Annotated in this window: 18 protein-coding genes and 6 pseudogenes; 4 read left to right on the plus strand and 20 right to left on the minus strand. The window is 73.1% G+C overall.

The window, feature by feature from the left end; genetic code table 11:
• The 15 genes and pseudogenes from JNW89_RS08655 to JNW89_RS08725 form a co-directional block, all read right to left on the minus strand.
• Nucleotides 1–502 (minus strand): DivIVA domain-containing protein (locus JNW89_RS08655; protein ID WP_375155063.1); only part of this gene is annotated, 502 nt, incomplete at its 3' end.
• Entirely contained in the window at nt 499–1728 is a 1230-nt protein-coding gene (locus JNW89_RS08660) for a globin domain-containing protein (RefSeq protein ID WP_238448472.1), read from the minus strand. The genes JNW89_RS08655 and JNW89_RS08660, both read right to left, overlap by 4 nt.
• A gap of 5 nt (nt 1729–1733) precedes the next feature.
• Nucleotides 1734–2915 carry a nitric oxide synthase oxygenase gene (locus JNW89_RS08665; protein WP_238448473.1) on the minus strand — a complete coding sequence of 394 codons (1182 nt, stop codon included), beginning with the start codon at nt 2913–2915 and terminating at the stop codon, nt 1734–1736.
• A gap of 449 nt (nt 2916–3364) precedes the next feature.
• A complete protein-coding gene (locus tag JNW89_RS08670) occupies nt 3365–3958 on the minus strand; it encodes a MerR family transcriptional regulator (RefSeq protein ID WP_211364332.1) in 594 nt (197 codons plus the stop codon).
• A 199-nt stretch (nt 3959–4157) separates the two neighbouring features.
• A complete protein-coding gene (locus JNW89_RS08675) occupies nt 4158–4622 on the minus strand; it encodes a bifunctional nuclease family protein (RefSeq protein ID WP_200214433.1) in 465 nt (154 codons plus the stop codon).
• A 183-nt stretch (nt 4623–4805) separates the two neighbouring features.
• Nucleotides 4806–5504 (minus strand): MerR family transcriptional regulator, encoded by a 699-nt coding sequence (locus tag JNW89_RS08680; RefSeq protein WP_211364331.1) that lies wholly within the window; start codon nt 5502–5504, stop codon nt 4806–4808.
• A 50-nt stretch (nt 5505–5554) separates the two neighbouring features.
• Entirely contained in the window at nt 5555–6007 is a 453-nt protein-coding gene (locus JNW89_RS08685) for an FHA domain-containing protein (protein WP_088962138.1), read from the minus strand.
• 218 nt (nt 6008–6225) lie between these two features.
• Nucleotides 6226–6606, minus strand: coding sequence for a glycine cleavage system protein GcvH (gene gcvH / locus JNW89_RS08690; RefSeq protein ID WP_238448474.1), 381 nt, complete (start codon nt 6604–6606; stop codon nt 6226–6228).
• 56 nt (nt 6607–6662) lie between these two features.
• Nucleotides 6663–7675, minus strand: a pseudogene (locus tag JNW89_RS08695) (DUF881 domain-containing protein).
• Between the two features lie 10 nt (nt 7676–7685).
• Nucleotides 7686–8018 (minus strand): small basic family protein, encoded by a 333-nt coding sequence (locus JNW89_RS08700; RefSeq protein WP_067311500.1) that lies wholly within the window; start codon nt 8016–8018, stop codon nt 7686–7688.
• Nucleotides 8015–8961: pseudogene (locus tag JNW89_RS08705) on the minus strand (DUF881 domain-containing protein). Before JNW89_RS08705 ends, JNW89_RS08700 begins: the two are co-directional and overlap by 4 nt.
• On the minus strand, nt 8958–9596 hold the full coding sequence (locus JNW89_RS08710) for a CDP-alcohol phosphatidyltransferase family protein (RefSeq protein WP_238448475.1): 639 nt from the start codon (nt 9594–9596) through the stop codon (nt 8958–8960). The pseudogene JNW89_RS08705 and the gene JNW89_RS08710 overlap by 4 nt, the downstream one beginning before the upstream one ends.
• A gap of 294 nt (nt 9597–9890) precedes the next feature.
• Nucleotides 9891–10361: a MarR family transcriptional regulator gene (locus tag JNW89_RS08715; protein ID WP_238448476.1), complete on the minus strand. Its 471-nt coding sequence runs from the start codon at nt 10359–10361 to the stop codon at nt 9891–9893.
• Nucleotides 10362–10407: 46 nt separating this feature from the next.
• Nucleotides 10408–11586 carry a PP2C family protein-serine/threonine phosphatase gene (locus JNW89_RS08720; protein ID WP_238448477.1) on the minus strand — a complete coding sequence of 393 codons (1179 nt, stop codon included), beginning with the start codon at nt 11584–11586 and terminating at the stop codon, nt 10408–10410.
• A 73-nt stretch (nt 11587–11659) separates the two neighbouring features.
• Entirely contained in the window at nt 11660–12406 is a 747-nt protein-coding gene (locus JNW89_RS08725) for an SAM-dependent methyltransferase (RefSeq protein WP_238448478.1), read from the minus strand.
• Nucleotides 12407–12524: 118 nt separating this feature from the next.
• Between JNW89_RS08725 and JNW89_RS08730 the strand changes: the two are divergent.
• The 3 genes and pseudogenes from JNW89_RS08730 (at nt 12525) to JNW89_RS08740 (ending at nt 14159) form a co-directional block, all read left to right on the plus strand.
• Nucleotides 12525–13405, plus strand: a pseudogene (locus tag JNW89_RS08730) (universal stress protein).
• Between the two features lie 72 nt (nt 13406–13477).
• A complete protein-coding gene (locus JNW89_RS08735; protein WP_154936875.1) occupies nt 13478–13687 on the plus strand; it encodes a phosphatidylethanolamine-binding protein in 210 nt (69 codons plus the stop codon).
• Nucleotides 13684–14159: pseudogene (locus JNW89_RS08740) on the plus strand (hypothetical protein). The gene JNW89_RS08735 and the pseudogene JNW89_RS08740 overlap by 4 nt, the downstream one beginning before the upstream one ends.
• Here the strand turns inward: JNW89_RS08740 and JNW89_RS08745 are convergent.
• Complete coding sequence (locus tag JNW89_RS08745; RefSeq protein WP_238448479.1) at nt 14156–14368, minus strand: hypothetical protein; 213 nt, start codon at nt 14366–14368, stop codon at nt 14156–14158. The pseudogene JNW89_RS08740 and the gene JNW89_RS08745 overlap by 4 nt on opposite strands.
• A gap of 125 nt (nt 14369–14493) precedes the next feature.
• Here JNW89_RS08745 and JNW89_RS08750 point away from each other — a divergent pair.
• Nucleotides 14494–15148 (plus strand): annotated as a pseudogene (locus JNW89_RS08750) (hypothetical protein).
• 2 nt (nt 15149–15150) lie between these two features.
• Here the strand turns inward: JNW89_RS08750 and JNW89_RS08755 are convergent.
• The 4 genes and pseudogenes from JNW89_RS08755 to JNW89_RS08770 form a co-directional block, all read right to left on the minus strand.
• Nucleotides 15151–15336, minus strand: coding sequence for a hypothetical protein (locus JNW89_RS08755; protein ID WP_088964647.1), 186 nt, complete (start codon nt 15334–15336; stop codon nt 15151–15153).
• Nucleotides 15337–15439: 103 nt separating this feature from the next.
• Nucleotides 15440–16678: pseudogene (locus JNW89_RS08760) on the minus strand (hemolysin family protein); the annotation flags it as partial.
• Between the two features lie 56 nt (nt 16679–16734).
• Nucleotides 16735–16932 (minus strand): hypothetical protein, encoded by a 198-nt coding sequence (locus tag JNW89_RS08765; protein ID WP_088962125.1) that lies wholly within the window; start codon nt 16930–16932, stop codon nt 16735–16737.
• Nucleotides 16933–17020: 88 nt separating this feature from the next.
• Nucleotides 17021–17267, minus strand: a 247-nt coding sequence (locus JNW89_RS08770; RefSeq protein WP_238448480.1) for a SelB C-terminal domain-containing protein, incomplete at its 5' end; no start/stop codon positions are given.

Raw genomic sequence — 17267 nt, forward strand, 5'->3', positions numbered from 1 at the left:
GCTCCTGCAACCGGCGCTGCACCTCCGGCGACGGCACACCCGCCGGCCCGACCGGCCCCACCGGCCCCGACGTGCTCAGGTCACCGGCGCGCCGGTGCGCCTCGGCGAGGATCTCGTCGGCCTGCCGGCGCGCGTCGGCGATGATCTCCGCCCCCTCGGCGCTGGCCTCACCGATCGTGCGGTTCGCCTCGTCCTGCGCCCGCATCGCCAGCTCCACCGCCATCGGATCCGGTCCCTGCGGGGCGTTGCTCGGCAACGTGCCGTGCCGCAGCATCTCCACCTGGCTGAGCAGCCCGTGGTTCTCCCGGCGCTGCCGCTCCAACTCGTTGACCAGCAACGCGATCCGGTCGTCCGCCGTACGGATCACCACGGCGACCTCGTCGGCCGACAACCAGTGACTGCCCCGGAACCGCCGCGCCTCCAACATGGACAACTGGCGGGCCAGCTCACCCTGGTCGGGCATGCCAGGCAGGGCGAGGCGGTCGGAGTGGTCGATGCTCATCGGGCACCTGTCCAGCTGAAGTCGCGCGGGGCGGCGTCGTCGGCCTCGGCGAGGGGCGGGTAGAGGGAGTGATCGTAACTCTCGGTCAGGATCTGCTGGGGCTGGACACCCGAGCGGGCCAGAATCGTGATCGTGTCCCGGGTCATCTCCGGGCTCCCGCAGACCAGCACCTCCGTGTCGGCCCACGGCCCCAACCGCACCGCCGTGTCGGCGGCCTTGCCGATCGCCCCCTGCCACCCCCACCCGATCTCCACCGTCGGCACGTACCGCAACCAGGTCGAGCCGCCGTTCTGCCACGCCGCCGCCGGGGGCATCGACGCCAACTGCGCCAACGCCTTGTCGTCGTACAGGTCGTCCGGGGTGCGACCCCCCACCACCAGCGTCGTGCGCCGCCCCTTGCCCTGCTGCAACGCCTCCACCACCGCCCGCAGCGGCGCCAGACCGGTGCCCCCCGCGATCAGCAGCAACGGCAGGTGCGGCGAACGGTCGTACGACGACAACGCCGTACCCGTGGGATGCCCCAGCAGCAGCCGGTCCCCCGTGCGCAGCTTGCGCACCAGGTGGGTGGAGAACCGCCCGGCGGCCCGCACGTGGAACTCGATCGTCCCGTCCGCCCGCGGCGCGTTCGCCGGCGACAGGTACCGCCAGGTCCGCAACTGCGGCACCTGCACCGGCAGCGACTGCCCCGGCAGGTAGTGGCACAGGTAGTTCGGACGGACCGTGAACACCGCGATGTCCGAGCGGCGCCGCTCCGCGCCCAGCACCTCCGCCTCCCAGTACGGCGGGGACGACCGCTCCGCCTCCGCCGCGCCGGCGAGCATCAGCTTCGCCACCAGCTCGTACGCCGCCGCCCACTCCGCCTGCAAGGCCGGCGTCCAGTACGGCCCGAGGAACCGCTCCAACGTCGCCAGCAGCGCCTGACCCACCCAGATGTAGTGCCGCTCCCCCAGCGCCACCGGGTTGCCCCGCTGGTCCTGGCCGTGGAACCGCCGGTGGTCCGCGCCCAACCGCTGCGCGAACGCCGTCAACACCGTCGGGTCGTCCAGGTTGGTGATGATGTGGCCCAGCGCCTTGAGGAGCTTGTCCTCCTGGTACTGCATGTTCGTGGGGAACATCGACCGCGCCTCCGGCGCCACCACGAACAGCGTCGCGTAGAAGTACTTCGCCGCTTCCACACCGGCGGCCGAGAACTGCGTCCAACTCTGGCGCAGCGCCACGTTGTCCATGTCCGTCAGCCCTCCTGCGCGCGGGCCGTGTCGTGACGCTCCCGAAGCGTCGTCTTCACCACGCCACTGGGGTCATACACCCGGTCCGTCGGCCAGATGTTCGGGTTCGGCACCGCCGTGTCGTAGTAGCGGTGGTGCACCGCGTGCAGCGCCGCCCACCCGACACTGCCGTTGAGCCACGACCAGTCACCGTGCACCGGCCGCCCCGCCCGCTCCTCCTGCGCACAGAACTTCATGAACAGCTCCGACTCGGTGTGCGGGTCCGACACCCGCACCCCCGCCAGCTTGAACGAGTGCAGCACCGCCTGGTTGATCACCAGCACCGAGTGCTCCCGCCACAGGGTGTCCTCCCGGCTGGTGTCCAACCCCAACCCGGCCGCCACCACCCGCAACTGGTCGTACCGGTCCCGGTCGGCCATGTTGCGGGTGCCGATCTCGTCACCCAGGTAGTGGCCGTTGAACGGGGCGCAGCTGTAGTCCACCCCACCGATGCGCAGCCGCATGTTGCTGATCACCGGCAGGGCGTGCCACCGCAGCATCAGATCCGCGAACCACGGATGCTCCGGATGCGACAGCGCGACCTCCCGCACCAGCTCCCGGGGCACACCCACCACCGTCGGCTGCTCCTGCGCCGTCTCGATCACCCACGGCAGCAGGTCGAACCGGCCCGGCACCGGCGGCGGCCGCCAACCCAACCGCCGCGCCGCCTCCGTCATCCCCACCTGCGCCGGGTCGCCCAGCACCGAACCGTCGTCGCGCCGGTGTCCGCAGTAGCGAATCAACTGGTCGTTCCAGATCCGCGCCCGCGGCCCCACCCCCGGCCGGTCCGGTGCGAACACCGTGACCACCGACTGGACCCGGCCGCCGTTGTCCCCCGCCGCCAGGTGCGCCGCCAACTCCTGCGCGATGCCCGCCACCGACGTCACGTGCCGCCGGTCGCGGACCTTCAACCCCGCCCACCGGATCCGGCCCACACAGCGCACCGACTGCCGCCACGCCACCTTCGCCCCGTACACCAACTCGTCGCGGGTGTGCCGGTACGACCCGGTCAACGCGATCTCCTCGCGGACCTCCGCCAACCGCGCCGCCAGCCCCGGCAGCTGCCGCTCACCGTGGTACAGCTCCAGGAACTCCGCCGCCTCCGCAGCGATGTCCTCCGCGCGCTCCACGGCGGCACCGGCGCCCACCGGCGCCCGGTGCGCCGGCGATCCGGTGACCGGACAGGAGGGTGCGGCATGGTCGGCGACAGCACTGCCGGCCCGTACGGAACGCAGGCCGACATGGTGGTCAGTGTGCACTTCGGTTCGTTTCCCCGTCCTCTGGCAGGCCACGACGCGACTCTCGCGCCGCCCCCCACACATCAGCTCGGCACCACCCCACCGGCCATCACTCACAGTGACGAACCGGTGCCCTTGGTGATCGCCCTGGACAGGATTCCTGGGAACACCACAACTGTCAACAACACGACTCCACGCACCAGCGTGCACATCGGACAGTCGCCACCGCCCGGCCTTACCGGCCAACGAAACCGGCCCGCCGACACCGGACGATCAAAATCGATGCACCGTGTCGCAGGCGCGCAGCGGCGAGCGCCGCGCGCCGTCCCCGGCCGCGACGCCACCTCAAGAAAGCAGATTCAGCCGGCCCGACGACGCGCCCGGCGCGCCGCCAACTCGTCGCCCACCACATCCGACGCCGGCTCCGCGGGCTCCCCGCCACCGGGCGTCGCCGGCTCCGCCGGCAGGTGCGACAACGACCCCTGGATCTCCTTGAACGCGCCACCGATCGCGATGCCGAACACGCCCTGGCCGCCCTGCAACAGGTCGACCACCTCCTCCGGCGACCGGCACTCGTACACCGTCGTGCCGTCCGAGATCAGCGTGATCCCCGCCAGGTCCTCCACGCCGCGGGACCGCAGCGCCTCGATCGCCTTGCGGATGTTCTGCAGGGACACCCCGGCGTCCAGCAACCGCTTGACGACCTTCAACACCACCAGGTCGCGGAACGAGTACAACCGCTGCGTCCCCGAACCCGACGCGTCCCGCACACTCGGCACCACCAGCGCCGTGCGCGCCCAGTAGTCCAACTGCCGGTAGCTGATCCCCACCGCGTGGCAGGCCGTCACACCCCGGTAACCAACCGAACCGTCACCGTCCGTGCCCACCGGCGACGACACCACACCCGGCTCGCCCCGCTCCACACCTGGCTCAGGATCCCGCGGCTCGTGCATCCCGACAACCTCCCCGTCAGTGCGGTGACACGTCGTTTCCGGGACGTGCACCCCTCGACACGGCAACCCTAGCGCCGCGCGCAGGGGTTACCGCGGAGGAACGGTCGCGACACGCCGCGCAGCGACGCGACGCACACCACACACACCCAGAACGTCACTCACAGTGACGCCTCGACAGAAGATGACCGGGGCTCGACCCTCAGCCGGCGAAATCCTCCGGACGCACCTGGTCCAGGAACTCGCGGAACTTCTCCACCTCGTCCTCCTGCTCGTCGGGAATCACGATCCCCGCCTCGCTGAGGACCTGCTCGGCACAACGAATCGGAGCACCCACCCGCAACGCCAACGCGATCGAATCGCTCGGCCGGGCCGACACCCGCACGCCGTCCCCGATCAGCAGATCGGCGTAGAAGACGTTCTCCTTCAACTCGGTGATCTCCACCGCCCGCAACGGCGCCTTCAACGCCGCCAGCACGTCCCGCAACAGATCATGCGTCAACGGCCGGGCCGGCTTGACCCCCTGCTGCTCGTAAGCGATCGCCGTCGCCTCCACCGCACCGATCCAGATCGGCAGGTAGCGGTCCCCCTCGACCTCCCTGAGCAGGACGATCGGCTGGTTGCTGGGCAGCTCCACCCGAACTCCGACCACGCTCAGCTCGCGCACCGCCGCCTCCGTGTCGTTGTCACCTACGCCCGCACCGCGCCCTTCCCTGCACGGTACACGGACCGCGACACGGTCGTCCCATGCGCACCAGCACCACGCCCCGGGCCAGAAAAGGGTTACCCCGGCAAGCCTACGACACGCTTCCCGGGGCAGATCTTTCCGCACGACACCTCGACGACCGGCTCACCGACCCAACGTCGAGCGCAACCCCACCCGCACCAACGCCGCATGCAACTGCTGCGACAACGCCATCAACTCCCGCGCCGTCTCCGCCGCCCGCGCCCGCGCCGCCGGATCACTCTGCCGCGCCAACGGCGCCACCAACTGAGCGAACAGACCGACCTCACGATCCGCCGCCGACCGGTACGCCCGCAGGTGCCGCGGCTCCAACCCGTACGCCGCCAGACCCGCCACCGCCCGCGCGATGATCAACGCGTCCGCGTCGTACCAGCCCGGCGGATCCGACACCAGCACACCGAGGCGCTCCAACTCGGCCAACGTCGACTCGTCGACCCCGCTGTGCGCCACCAGATCCGCCCGCCCGAGCCGCACCTGCGACGACTCGGGCTCCTCCACCGCACGGCCCGGCACCTCACCACCCGGACCCACCGCCACCAACGTCGGCCGCTGCCGACCCGGGCCGTCAGCACCGGCGTCCCACTCGGCCAACTGATCACGGATCACCCGCAACGGCAGATACTGATCCCGCTGCGCGGTCAACACGAACCGCAGCCGGGCCACATCGTCCCAGCTGTACTTCCGGTAACCCGCCGCCGTCCGCTGCGGCTCCACCAGACCCTCGGCCTCGAGGAACCGCAACTTCGAGATGGTGACGTCCGGGAACTCCGCCCGCAACTGCCCCAGCACCTCGCCGATGCTCATCAGCGGATGCGCACGGGCCGCACCGGGCGGCGAGGAAGCCGCAGGCTCGTTCACCCCCGGCCGGCCTCCTCCTCCGGGCGCGGACCAGCGATGAAGACCACCCGGAACTTACCGATCTGCACCTCGTCACCATTGCTCAACGTGGCCGCCTCGACCCGCTCCCGGTTCACGTACGTGCCGTTGAGGCTGCCCACATCCCGCACCGTGAACGTGCCACCGTCACGGTGGAACTCCGCGTGCCGCCGCGACACCGTCACGTCGTCGAGGAAGATGTCACTGTCCGGGTGCCGGCCACTCGTGGTCACGTCGTGGTCCAGCAGGAACCGGGCACCCGCATTCGGGCCACGACGAACCACCAGCAGCGCCATTCCCGGCGGCAACGAGCCGGACATCCGGCTCGGCACCACATCGGTGTCCGGACCCTCCAGCACTTCGTCCAACGAACCGAGATTGAGCGTCGAAGTGACGTCGAGCGGGGGGAACTCGTCGCCTGGGCGCGTCATGGGACCACCTCACGGATCTGTTCGGTCAGCGTCGGGGTAATGGCGGGTCTGGCCGCCGGGCAGTCGCACACCCGGCGGCTGGCTCCCCGTGCCCGGGAAGGCAATTACACAACGCTCAACTATTGGGGTTCTCGGTCGACTGGGCGAGCCTAGCCAGCGCCGAAATGCAGGGCAACCGGACGCGCGGACAACACCCCCGCGCCCGGCCGGGGCAACACTCAGCTCTCGGTCAGCTCGCGGTACGCACCGGCGGTCAGCAAGCCGTCCAGCGCCGACGGATCATCCGGCGTGATCTCCAACAGCCAACCCGCACCGTACGGGTCCGTGTTGATCACCTCGGGCGTGTCGCCCAGCGCCTCGTTCCGCGCCGCCACCGTCCCGCTCACCGGGGCGTAGATCTCCGACACGCTCTTGGTCGACTCGATCTCACCCAACGGCTCACCGGCCGCCACCACCACACCCTCGTCGGGCAACTGGACGAACACGATGTCACCCAACGCGTCCTGCGCGAAGTGGGTGATGCCGACGCGGAGCGTGCCGCCGTCGGCGCCGACCACCCACTCGTGCTCGGCGGTGTAACGCAGATCCTCAGGAATCACCAGACGCGTCCTTCATCCATCGGTGCGCCGGAGGTGATCCGACGCGGCCGCGCCGGTCAGGAGACCGGACGGGCGTGTTCCAGCTTCATCGGCGCGTGCAGCGCCGAAACCTCGGCAACCCCACGCTCATCAACGTTCACGGTACCGCCGTCACCCGCGACCGATGCGGCCACCCCGCCCGGAATCTTCAGCGCCGTCTCCATCGTCTTCGGATCACCGATCACCGTGATCGTGAACGGACCCGACAACGACCGCCCGTCCACCACCAACGAGCCGCCCGCCCCCTCCAGGAAGTACGTCGACGCGATGATCCGCACCGGCGACCCGCCGCCGCTGCCGGAGATCTGCATCGCCTCCGCGCCCGCGCCCCGCAACTCCTGCACCGCGTCCAGAATCCGGTCCGCCCGGATCGGCTTGCCCGCACCCGGCCGGAACTCCACACTCAGCCCCGGACCCCGCGCCGGCAACGTCCCCGCCAGGATCCCCAGCTCGTCCGCCCGCCGCCGCGCCTCGTCCAACGCCGCCTGCCGACCCTGCTCACCCGAACGCAACTGCCGCTGGCTCTCCTCCAGCGCCTCGATGTCCTGCTGGAGCCGCTTCTCCCGGGAATCGAGATCCGAGAAGATCCGGACCAGGTCCTCCTGCCGGGTCGCCGCCAGCGTCGGGTCCGTCGACGTCGTCTTGAACTGGACCACCAGAGTGAACCCGAGCAACGCCAGCAACACCGCGATCATCACGCCCGCGGAGGTCCACCGGCGCCCGCCGGCACCGGGGCCACCGGCTCCGCGTCGACGCGCTCCGGGTCGGTCTCGGGCCGTTCGGGCCGTTCCGGGTCCACCTCGGCGGGCGCCGGTTCGGCCTCGATGCGCTGCGTCTCCGCCTCCTCCGCCGGCGGCGACGCCGGCGGATCCTGCCGCGCCGGCTCCTGCGCCGGCGGCACCAACGGACTCAACTCGTCCGGATCCGGGGCGTCCGGCCGGGGATCCGGCTCACCCGCCGGCCCCGCCGGCCGGCGCGGCTCCGCCGGCTGCGGCCATCCCGTCCCGGTGTCCCGCTGCTCGTCGCTCATCGCCACAAACCTACGCCCGGAACAGGTGACGACGGATCGCCGCCACGTTGCCGAAGATCCGCACCCCGAGCACGACCACCACACCGGTGGAGAGCTGACCGCCCACCCCCAGCTGGTCACCCAGGTACACGATCAGACCCGCCACCAGCACGTTCGAGATGAACGACACCACGAACTGCTTGTCGTCGAAGATCCGGTCCAGCTTCGCCCGCACCCCACCGAACACCGCGTCCAGCGCCGCCACCACCGCGATCGGCAGATACGGCTGCAACGCGGCGGGCACGGTCGGGTCCAGGTAGATCCCGAGAACCACACCGGCGAGCAGCGCCAGCACCGCGATCATCGGACACCTCCGGAGGGGCGGGGGGACGTACCCGAACCGGACGGCCCGGGACTCGACGAACGGCCGCCCGAACCCGACGGCGACGGGCTCGGACTGACCGAAGGCTGCGCGTAGCGTAGCCGCGGCTCCGGCGCGGCCGGCAGGGTGAGGTCGTCCGCGTCCCGGACCTGGAAAGACAGGCCGGTCTCCTTCGCCACCCGCCGCATCAGATACGCCGCCCGACTGTCGTCGAACTTGTCGCGCATCGACCTCGGCCCGATCGCCGTCACCTCGTAGGGGCTCGTCACCGGGCGGAAATCCACCAGGATCGCCGCACCCGCCGACCGGATCGTCGACGTCGCCGTCAACCGCTGACCGTTGATCGCCACCGCCTCCGCCCCGGAGGCCCACAGGTCGTTGGCCACCTTCTGCAGGTCGGTGTAGATCACCCGGGGCGGACCCGCGTCCGAGTCACCGGAGACCGCGTCGTCGTCCTTCGGCTCCGCGTCGGCCAGCCGGACCACCACCCCGTCGCCCTGTACCCGGCCCAGACCGGTCCCCGCCTCCAGGTTGCGCAACCGGGCCGCCTGCGAACCGCTCAGCGCGGCGTCGCGCTGCCGACCCACCTCCTCGCGCAGCCGGTCCGCGCGGGCGGTCATCTCGTCGGTCTCGCTCTCCCGCTGCTTGATCTGCGCGATCAGGCCGGCGCGGGCCTGGCTGCGGCTCGGCTCATCCGCCATCGTCTCCCGGTAGGCCACCGCGAACAGGAAACCGACCACCGCGATCACCACGACGCTCACCGCGCGCGTGGAGGCACCTCGCCACCCCGCCGGGGGTGGCGACTCCCGGCGCGGGCGGCCGCGTCGGCGTAGCCCGGATCCAGCGGATTGCGGAACAGTTCGGTGAGGAAGTCGGGGGTGAACGCCCGGGTGGTGCGCCCACCGGAGTCCGGCGGCGCGCTCATGCCGCCGCTCCCCCGGAGCGGGCCCGCACGGACCGGACCAGCCGGGCCGCCTGCACCACGTACATGGCGCCGGCCACCCAGTAGAGCACCAGGCCCCACCAGGCCAGACCCCAGCCGATCGCCCCGGCGGCGGTGGCCACCGACTCCGACGCGGTGCCCACCAGCAGGATCGGGAAGGCGGCCAGCAGCAGGAAGGTGGCCGTCTTACCGACGTAGTGCACCGGCGGCGGGCCGTACCCGTGCCGGCGCAACACCGCCAGCGAACCGAGCAGCAGCAGCTCCCGGGCCAGCAGCGCGGCCGTGAACTGCCACGGCACCACCTCGCGGGCGGTGAAGGCGAGCAGCGTCGCGAGGATGTAGAGCCGGTCGGCGAACGGGTCGAGCAGCTCGCCGAGGCGGCTGACCTGGCGCAGCCGCCGGGCGATCCACCCGTCGACCCAGTCGGTGGTGCCGCCGACGGCCAGCACCACGATCGCCGCCACGTCGGCCTCCACCACCAGGAACAGGTAGAGGAACAGCGGGACGCCGAGCAGCCGGACGAAGCTGATCAGGTTCGGCAGGGTCAACACCCGGTCGCCGACCACGGTGCCGTCCGTGCCCTGCGGGTGCTCTGCCCGAGCCGGCCGACGCGACACCGAACCTCCTCCGCAGCACGGACCGGACGCCTCCTGGGCGCCTCGGCGGGACGTGCGCGCTGACGGGCCGGCAGCGCCGGCGCCTCGGCGGCCCCGGGCTGGGGCCTCCCCTGATGCCGTCCCGGACGTGGTGATCGCGGGCCGGCGAGTTGCCACTATATCGGGCTCACGTATCAGTCCTCGGGGCCCGCGCTCTCGTCGTTTCTTGCTGTTCGGTGTGTGGTGCGTCACCACGCGTAAGGCATCCTAGGACACTAGTGATGTGCGGCTGACTCCGTGCCCGGTGCGGAGAGGTCAGGCGGTGCGCGCGGCGGTGGTGTCCGGCTGCGCCGCCGCACCGGCCTCCACGGCCTGCGCGAAGGCCAGCAACGACAGCAGCAGGTCGTTCTGCGCCCGCGCCGGCATCCGGTCGAGGATCGCCTGCACGGCCTGGTGGCGCCGCTCCTTCAGCTCGCGCAGCAGGGTCTGGGCCGCGGCGGTGGGGACCAGCCGGACCTCCCGCCGGTCGCGCGGGTCCGCCACCCGGCGCAGCAGCCCGGTGGCCTCCAGCCGGTCGCAGAGCCGGCTGGCCGAGGAGGGTACGACGTCGAGCAGCTCCGCCAGCCGGTTGACGTTGGTGTCCGGCCGCGCGCTGATCAGGGCGAGCACCCGCAGCTGCGTCGGCGGGACGGTGACGTGGTGCCGCGAGGTGGCGGAGTCGAGCACACCGATCAGCGCCTCGGCGGCAGCGTCGATCGCCGCGGCGAGGTTCGGAGGTTGCTCCACCCGGTGCCCCCTGCGATTGTTCCGCTCGTATCCGGCTGCCGGCCTGCTACCGCTCGCCCTGACCGCTGACCCCGACCCAGTCCAGACAGACGACGACGGCGTCGTCGCGCAGGTCCGCTTCGGCGTGGTAGGCGAACAGTTCGCGCATCACGGTACCAACCGCCTCGGTCGCCGGCTGCAACCGTGTGGAGCGCATCGATCGCGCCATCGCCCGCTCCCCGTACGCCTCCTGGCCGCCCGGCTGCGCGTCGTAGACGCCGTCGCTGACCACGAACAGCCGGTCTCCCGGCTCCAGGTCGAACTCCTGCACGTCGTAGCGCGTCTCGGCGAACATGCCCAGTGGCAGCTGCCGCTCCAGCTCGATCGGCGTCACCGTGGCGCCGCGGACGCGCAGCAGGTGCGGGGAACCCGCGTCCACCGCGCGGACCCGACCGGTGACGGTGTCGACGGTGAGCAGCAACGTCGCCACGTGCCGCCGGCCGCGGTGCTGGTAGTGGATGGTGTCCGAGGCCAGCTCGGCCTGCTCCACCAGCCCGCCGCCGGAGCGCCGGGCGTTGCGCATCGCGTTGACGGTCAACGTGGTCAGCAGGGCGGCGGACATGCCCGTGCCGGTCCCGTTGAGCACGGTGACGGTGAGCCGGTCCCCGTCGACGGACCAGTCGAAGTGGTCCCCACCCACGCCGTACGCCGGCTCCAACTGACCGGCCAGCAGGAACGCGTGGTGCCGCACGCTGCGTCCGGGCAGCAGGTCCCACTGCATCTCGGCGGCCATGCTGAGCCGTTCCCGGCGGCGGGCCCGGCGGTACCGGTCGGTCTCCCGGTCGGCGGCGCGCAGCGCGGTGGCCAGCTCGTCGGCGACCTCGCCGATCGACGCCACCGTCTGCGCGTCCGCCGGCCCGGTCAGCTCGACCAGCAGCACCCCGAGCCGCTCTCCCCAGGCCGTCAGCGGCACCCAGACCCGGCAGTGCCCGTCGTCCCGGGCGTCGAGCACCGGCTGCTGGCTGCTGAAGCAGCGCTGGGCGACCCCCTGGCAGGACAGGAAGCCGGCGTCCGGCAGGTCGGGGTCGAGCACCGGCCAGAGTCCGGTGATCCGGTAGTCGGCCAGGAACACGTCGGCGCGCGAGGCGGCCAGGCGTGACCGGACGACCCGCTCCGCGGCCTCCACCAGCTGGTCCGGCGGGGCTGCGCGCAGCGCGCGGGACACCGCTGCGGGCACGTCCGGCATGTTCGTCCTCCAGATATTCTTGCTGTAGGGCAAGCATCATACGGACGCGCGGCCGGACGCCGCACCGGCCGGGTCAGTCGGTGGGCTTGCCGGCCAGCCCGCCGTGGAACGCGTCGGGCACCGCAGCCGGCTCGCCCCGGGGCCGCCACCGGGCGACCGGCACGATGCCCTCCGGCGTCGGCACCCACCGCCCGAGCAGCGGGGCGAACGACGCCGGGCTCCGCATCCGGAACTGCGGCCCCATCATCGCCAGCGCCTGCGGGTACCCGGCCAGCTCCTCGCTGTCGAAGTCGAACGCCAGGAAGCTGCCCGGGGCCACCGCGTCGTAGAGCTCGTCGAGGGTCCGAGCCAGCGTCTCGTCGTCCAGGAAGGCGGCCAGGCCGAGGAAGACCACGCCGACCGGTCTCCTCCCCCAGCCGGGCACGAAGCGGTGCAGCTGGGCCGGGTCGACGGTGCCGATGTCGGTGGCGTCGCCGTAGCCGTAGCCGGCGCGGTCGCTGCCGGCCAGGATGCGCTGCCCGAGCCGGATGGTGACCGGGTCGACGTCGGTGTAGAGCACGGTGGCGGAGGTGGCCACCTCGTGCACGTTGCCCTGGGTGGGCAGGCCGGCCCCGAAGACGAGGAAGCCGTCGACCCCGGCCTCGGCGACCGCCCCGACCGCCCGGCCGAGGAAGTCCCGCAGGTCCCGGAAGATCGCGGCGCACGGCCCGTACGCCTCCTCGAAGGCACGGGCCGCGGCCACGTCCACCGGGAAGTGGTGCTCACCGCCCAACCAGAAGTCGATCATGCGGGCGGTGCTCGGCTGCTCCGGCTCGGCCATCGACGGCGCTCCCTTCCGACGGGTGGGCGACAGCGTAGCGAGGCGGCCGCCCTCCCGGTATCGCCCCGGCGACAGTCGCCGGGCCGCGATACTGGCCGCGGGCAGGAGGTGCGCGGCGGTGAACTCGGCGAACGGCGCGGCGGTGGTGGTGGGCGTGGACGGCTCGGAGCCGGCGCTGCGCGCCGTCCGGCTCGCCGCGGCGGAGGCGACCCGCCGGCACCGGCCGCTGCGGGTGGTGCACGGGTTCATCTGGCCGCTGCTGCGGGTGCCCGTGGACCCGCTCGCCGACGCCCGCCCGGCGGCGGACTGCGCCACCAGGCGGAGGAACTCGTCGCGCGGGCGGTCGCCGAGGCGGAGGCCACCGCACCGGGGATCCGGGTGACCGGCGAGATCATCGACGGCCAGGCGTCGGCGGTGCTGCTCGGCGAGACGCCGACCGCCGTACTGGTCGTGCTCGGTGACCGCGGGCTGGGCGGCTTCGGCGCGCTGGTCCTCGGCTCGGTGGCGGTGCAGGTCGCCACGTACGCGCAGTGCCCGGTGCTGGTGGTGCGCGGCGAGGAACACGGCGGCGGCCCGGTGGTGGTGGGGGTGGACGGCTCCCCGGCCGCGCGGGAGGCCGTGCAGTTCGCCGCCGAGCAGGCCGACATCCGGGGCGCCGCGCTGCACGCCGTGCACGCCTACCGCCACCCGGCCTCCGGCGGCCCCGGTGACATGCAGCCGCTGGTCTACGACGAGTCCGAACTGCGCGCCGAGGAGGACCGGGTGCTCGTCGAGGCCCTCGCCGGCATCGGCGAGCGGTACCCCGACCTGCCGATCACCCGCGAGGTGGTGCGGGACCGGCCGGTCGCCGCGCTCACCGCCGCGTCCCGCCGGGCGCTGCTGGTGGTGGTCGGCGGCCGGGGACGCGGCGAGCTGGCCGGGCTGCTGCTCGGCTCGGTGAGCCACGGGGTGCTGCACCACAGCGCCTGTCCGGTGGCCGTGGTGCGTACCCCGGACTGAGCGGTTGACCCGCCGGCAGACGGGTAGACGGCCCGGGTACGGCACGCGGTGACAGCGACCGAGGAGGCGGCGATGCCAGGACCACGGCCGGGAAGCAACGCGTACGACAAGGAACGCGCGCGCCTGCGCGACCTGATCGAGCAGTCGGGGCGGGCGGCGGACCAGGAGGCGAACCAGGTCGCCAACCGGATCCTGCAGGAGGATCGCGGCCAACGGGGCGTGGTCCGGGGGGAACGGACGTTCGGCCCGAAGGGTGAGCGCGAACCCGGCGATCCGAAGTGAGGGCGTCGGGTGTGGTCGACGGGGCGATCGCCGGTGCGGTCGGCAGCGCCGCGTTGAACGTGGTCAGCTACCTGGACGTGGTGGTGCGGGCCCGACCGGAGAGCAGCATTCCGGAGGAGACCATCGGACGGCTGGCCGGGCTCGCGCACGTGGACCTGGGCCCCGAGGACCGGGCGGCCAACCGCCGCTCCGGCCTCGGGGCGTCCTCGGCTACGCCCTGGGGATCGGCGCGGGCGCCGTGTTCGGGGCGCTCGCCGGCACCCGCCGGATGCCACTGGCGGTGGCGAGCGCGCTGCTCGGCGGCGCGGTGATGGCCACAACGGACGGCTCGATAACGGCGCTGCGGATCAGCGACCCCCGCACCTGGCGCCGGTCCGACTGGCTCGCCGACGTCGTGCCCCACCTGGCGTACGGACTGGCGGCCGCAGCCACCTTGAACCGGCTGCGGCCGCCCTCCGTGCGGTGCGGTTAGCCCCGCTCGTCGCTCTCGTCCTCGGCGATCGGCTCACCGGCCGGGCCGTACGGCGAGACCTGACCCTTCGGCACCGGCCGCCCCACGTCCGCGTTGGACGTGCCCTTGTGCTGCGGATGCCCGCCCGCGTCCGTGGCGGTCTTCCGGCTGTCCGTACTGGTCGCGCCCTTGGCGTTGCGGCGGAACTCCATCTGCTGCGGGTTCACCACGGGTCTCTCCCTCCGACGGGTGCACGACCGGCGGGCCGCGCACCCCGCGGCTTACCCGCCGCCGTGGCGCACATTCGACCGGTGGCGGCCCGGCTGATCCGCGCCAGGGCGGGTACTGCACGGTGATGGGGGACGACCGACGGGTGGCCCGGGCCCTGCTGGACCGACAGGGACGCACCTACGCCGAGGAGGCCGGCATCCGGCTGACCGACCGGCCGGGGCCGCTGTACCAGCTGCTGGTGCTGGCCACCCTGCTGAGCACCCGGATCCGGGCGGGGGTGGCGCTCGCCGCCGCGCGGGAACTCTTCGCCGCCGGCTGGCGCACCCCGCAGGCGATGGAGGCGGCGAGCTGGCAGGAGCGGGTCGACGCGCTGGGGCGCGGGCACTACCGCCGCTGACGACGAGCGGACCGCCACGATGCTCGGCACCGGCGCCCGGCTCTGCCTGGACCGCTGGCACGGTGACCTGCGCCGGCTGCACCGGGAGGCCGACGGGCAACCGACCGCGCTGCGCCGGCTGCTCACCGAGTTCCCCGGCATCGGTCCGACCGGCGCGGACATCTTCCTGCGGGAGGCGCAGGAGGTCTGGCCGGACGTGCGCCCGTACGCCGACCGGCGGACCCTGACCGGGGCGAAGCGGCTCGGGCTGCCGGCGAACCCGCGCGGGCTGGCCGGCCTGGTCGGCGAGGCGGACTTCGGCCGGCTCGCCTCGGCGCTGGTCCGGGTGGCCCTGGGCGAGGAGTCCGCGGGCGAGGTCAACCGGACCGCGGCGGCGCGTTGACGTCACTTGACCGGCTTGTCCCCCGGCTTGGTCAGGTTCCAGACCAGCAGCGCGGCGGCCAGGGCGAGCAGCACCACCCCGCCGGAGATCCCGCCGCCCTCCTCGGCGCTGCGCCCGGTGGCGCCGAAGTAGATCACCGCCAGTCCGGCGAGCACCGCCAGGAACGTCCGCATTCCTCGGTCCTTCACGTTCCGCACCGTACGACGGGTTCCGCCCCGGCACGGCGGTTTTCGCGGCCGGTAACCCGTCCGGGTCACTCCGCCCGGCCGCCGACGGCCGGGCCGCGCAGCCGACCCGCCGTACCGCCCGGTCGGCCACCTCGACCACCTCGACGGTGAGCCCGGGCAGCCGCACCGACTCCCCCGGCCCGTCGGGCAGCCGGCCCAGCCCGGCCAGGACCAGCCCGGCGACGGTGGTGTAGTCGCGCGGCAGCGGGAAGGCCAGCCGCACCCCCACGTCGGCCAGGTCGTGCAGCGGGAAGTCACCGGGGAGCAGCAGCGCCCCGTCCGCCTCCCGCAGCACCCCGGAGACGTCCCGGTCAGTCTCGTCGTACAGCTCGCCGACCACCTCCTCCAGCAGGTCCTCCATGGTGATCAGGCCGTCGATGCCGCCGTACTCGTCGACCACCAGGGCGAGCTGTTCGTGGCGTTGCCGCAGCTGGCGCATGGCGTCGGCGACCGGCAGCGTGCCGGGCAGCAGCAGCGGCCGGCGGGCCCGCTGGCCGGCGGTGTCGCCGTGGCCGTCGACCAGGTCGCGGATGTGCACCATGCCCCGGACGTCGTCCAGCCCGCCCGGCCCCACGACCGGGGCGCGCGAGCGCCCGGTGGCGGCCATCCGGCGCATCGCCTCCGCCGCCGACACTGAGGCGGGCAGCACCGTCACGTCCCGTCGGGGGACCAGGATCTCCCGCAGGGTACGGCCGGCGATGTCGAACGCCCCGGACAGGATCTCCCGCTGCTGCGCCGACAGCCCCCGCTGGCTGACCAGCATCTCCCGCAGCTCCTCCTCGGTCACCTCCTGCCGCCGGGCCCGCGGGTCCCCACCGGCGAGCCGGACCAGCAGGTCGGTGGCGCGGCTGAGCAGCCAGACCGCCGGCCGGGACAGCCGGGCCAGCACGTCCAGCGGGGGCGCGCTCAGCAACGCCCACCGCTCCGCCCACTGCATCGCCAGCCGTTTCGGGGCCAGCTCCCCGACGACCAGGGTGACGAAGGTCAGCACCACGGTCACCAGCACCACGGCCACCGGCCGGGCCGCCGCGCCGAGGAAACCGAGCGGGCCGATCAGCGGCTGCGCCAGCGAGACGGCGGCGGCCGCCGAGGCGAGGAACCCGGCGAGGGTGATGCCGAGCTGAATGGTGGCCAGGTAACGGTTCGGCTCCCGGGCCAGCCGGGCCAGCCGCGCCCCGGCCCGACCGGAGCGGCCCAGCTGGCGCAGCTGCGCCTCCCGCAGCGTCACCAGCGCCATCTCGCTGCCGGACAGGGCGGCGTTGATCAGCACCAGGACGGCCACCAGCGCGAGCTGCCCGAGCATGCCACCCCCTCACCTGGCCCCTACTCAACCGCAGTGGCGCCGCCGGGGAGGCCGGGTCAGTCGTTTTCCAGGTCGTCCAGGGAGATGGCGTGGGTCATCAGCCAGCGGGCCAACGCCGACATGCCGAACAGCCACAGCGGGGCCGACTCGGTGGTGCCGTTGGTGGCGAAAATCGCGAACCGCAGGTCCGGCGCCCGGTACGCCTCGATCCGCCAGCGGTGGTTCTTGTCCCGCCAGACCGCCGATGGGTCCATGGCGTCACGGTAGGCGACCCGGCGCCCGTCCCGGTGCGGCTTCCGGCCAGCCCGCGGCACCAGCCCACCCCACCGGGCCCGGCGCAGGTCACGACGGCCGGCCGACCACCTCGCGGACGTCGTCGGGCAGCCGGCGGGTGGCGCCGCGCCGGTCCAGCAGCTCCAACAGCGGCACGGCGACCCGCCGGGTGGTGTCCAACGCCTGCCGGGCGGCGCTGAGCGTGAACGGCTGCGGCAGCCCGGCCAGCACCCTCACCGCGTCGTCGAGCGCGCCGGGCAGCAGCACCACGTTCTCCGCCAGCCGCAGCAGCGCCCCGGCCCGCACGGCAGCGCCG

It is taken from the genome of Micromonospora sp. 4G55, assembly GCF_016803375.1.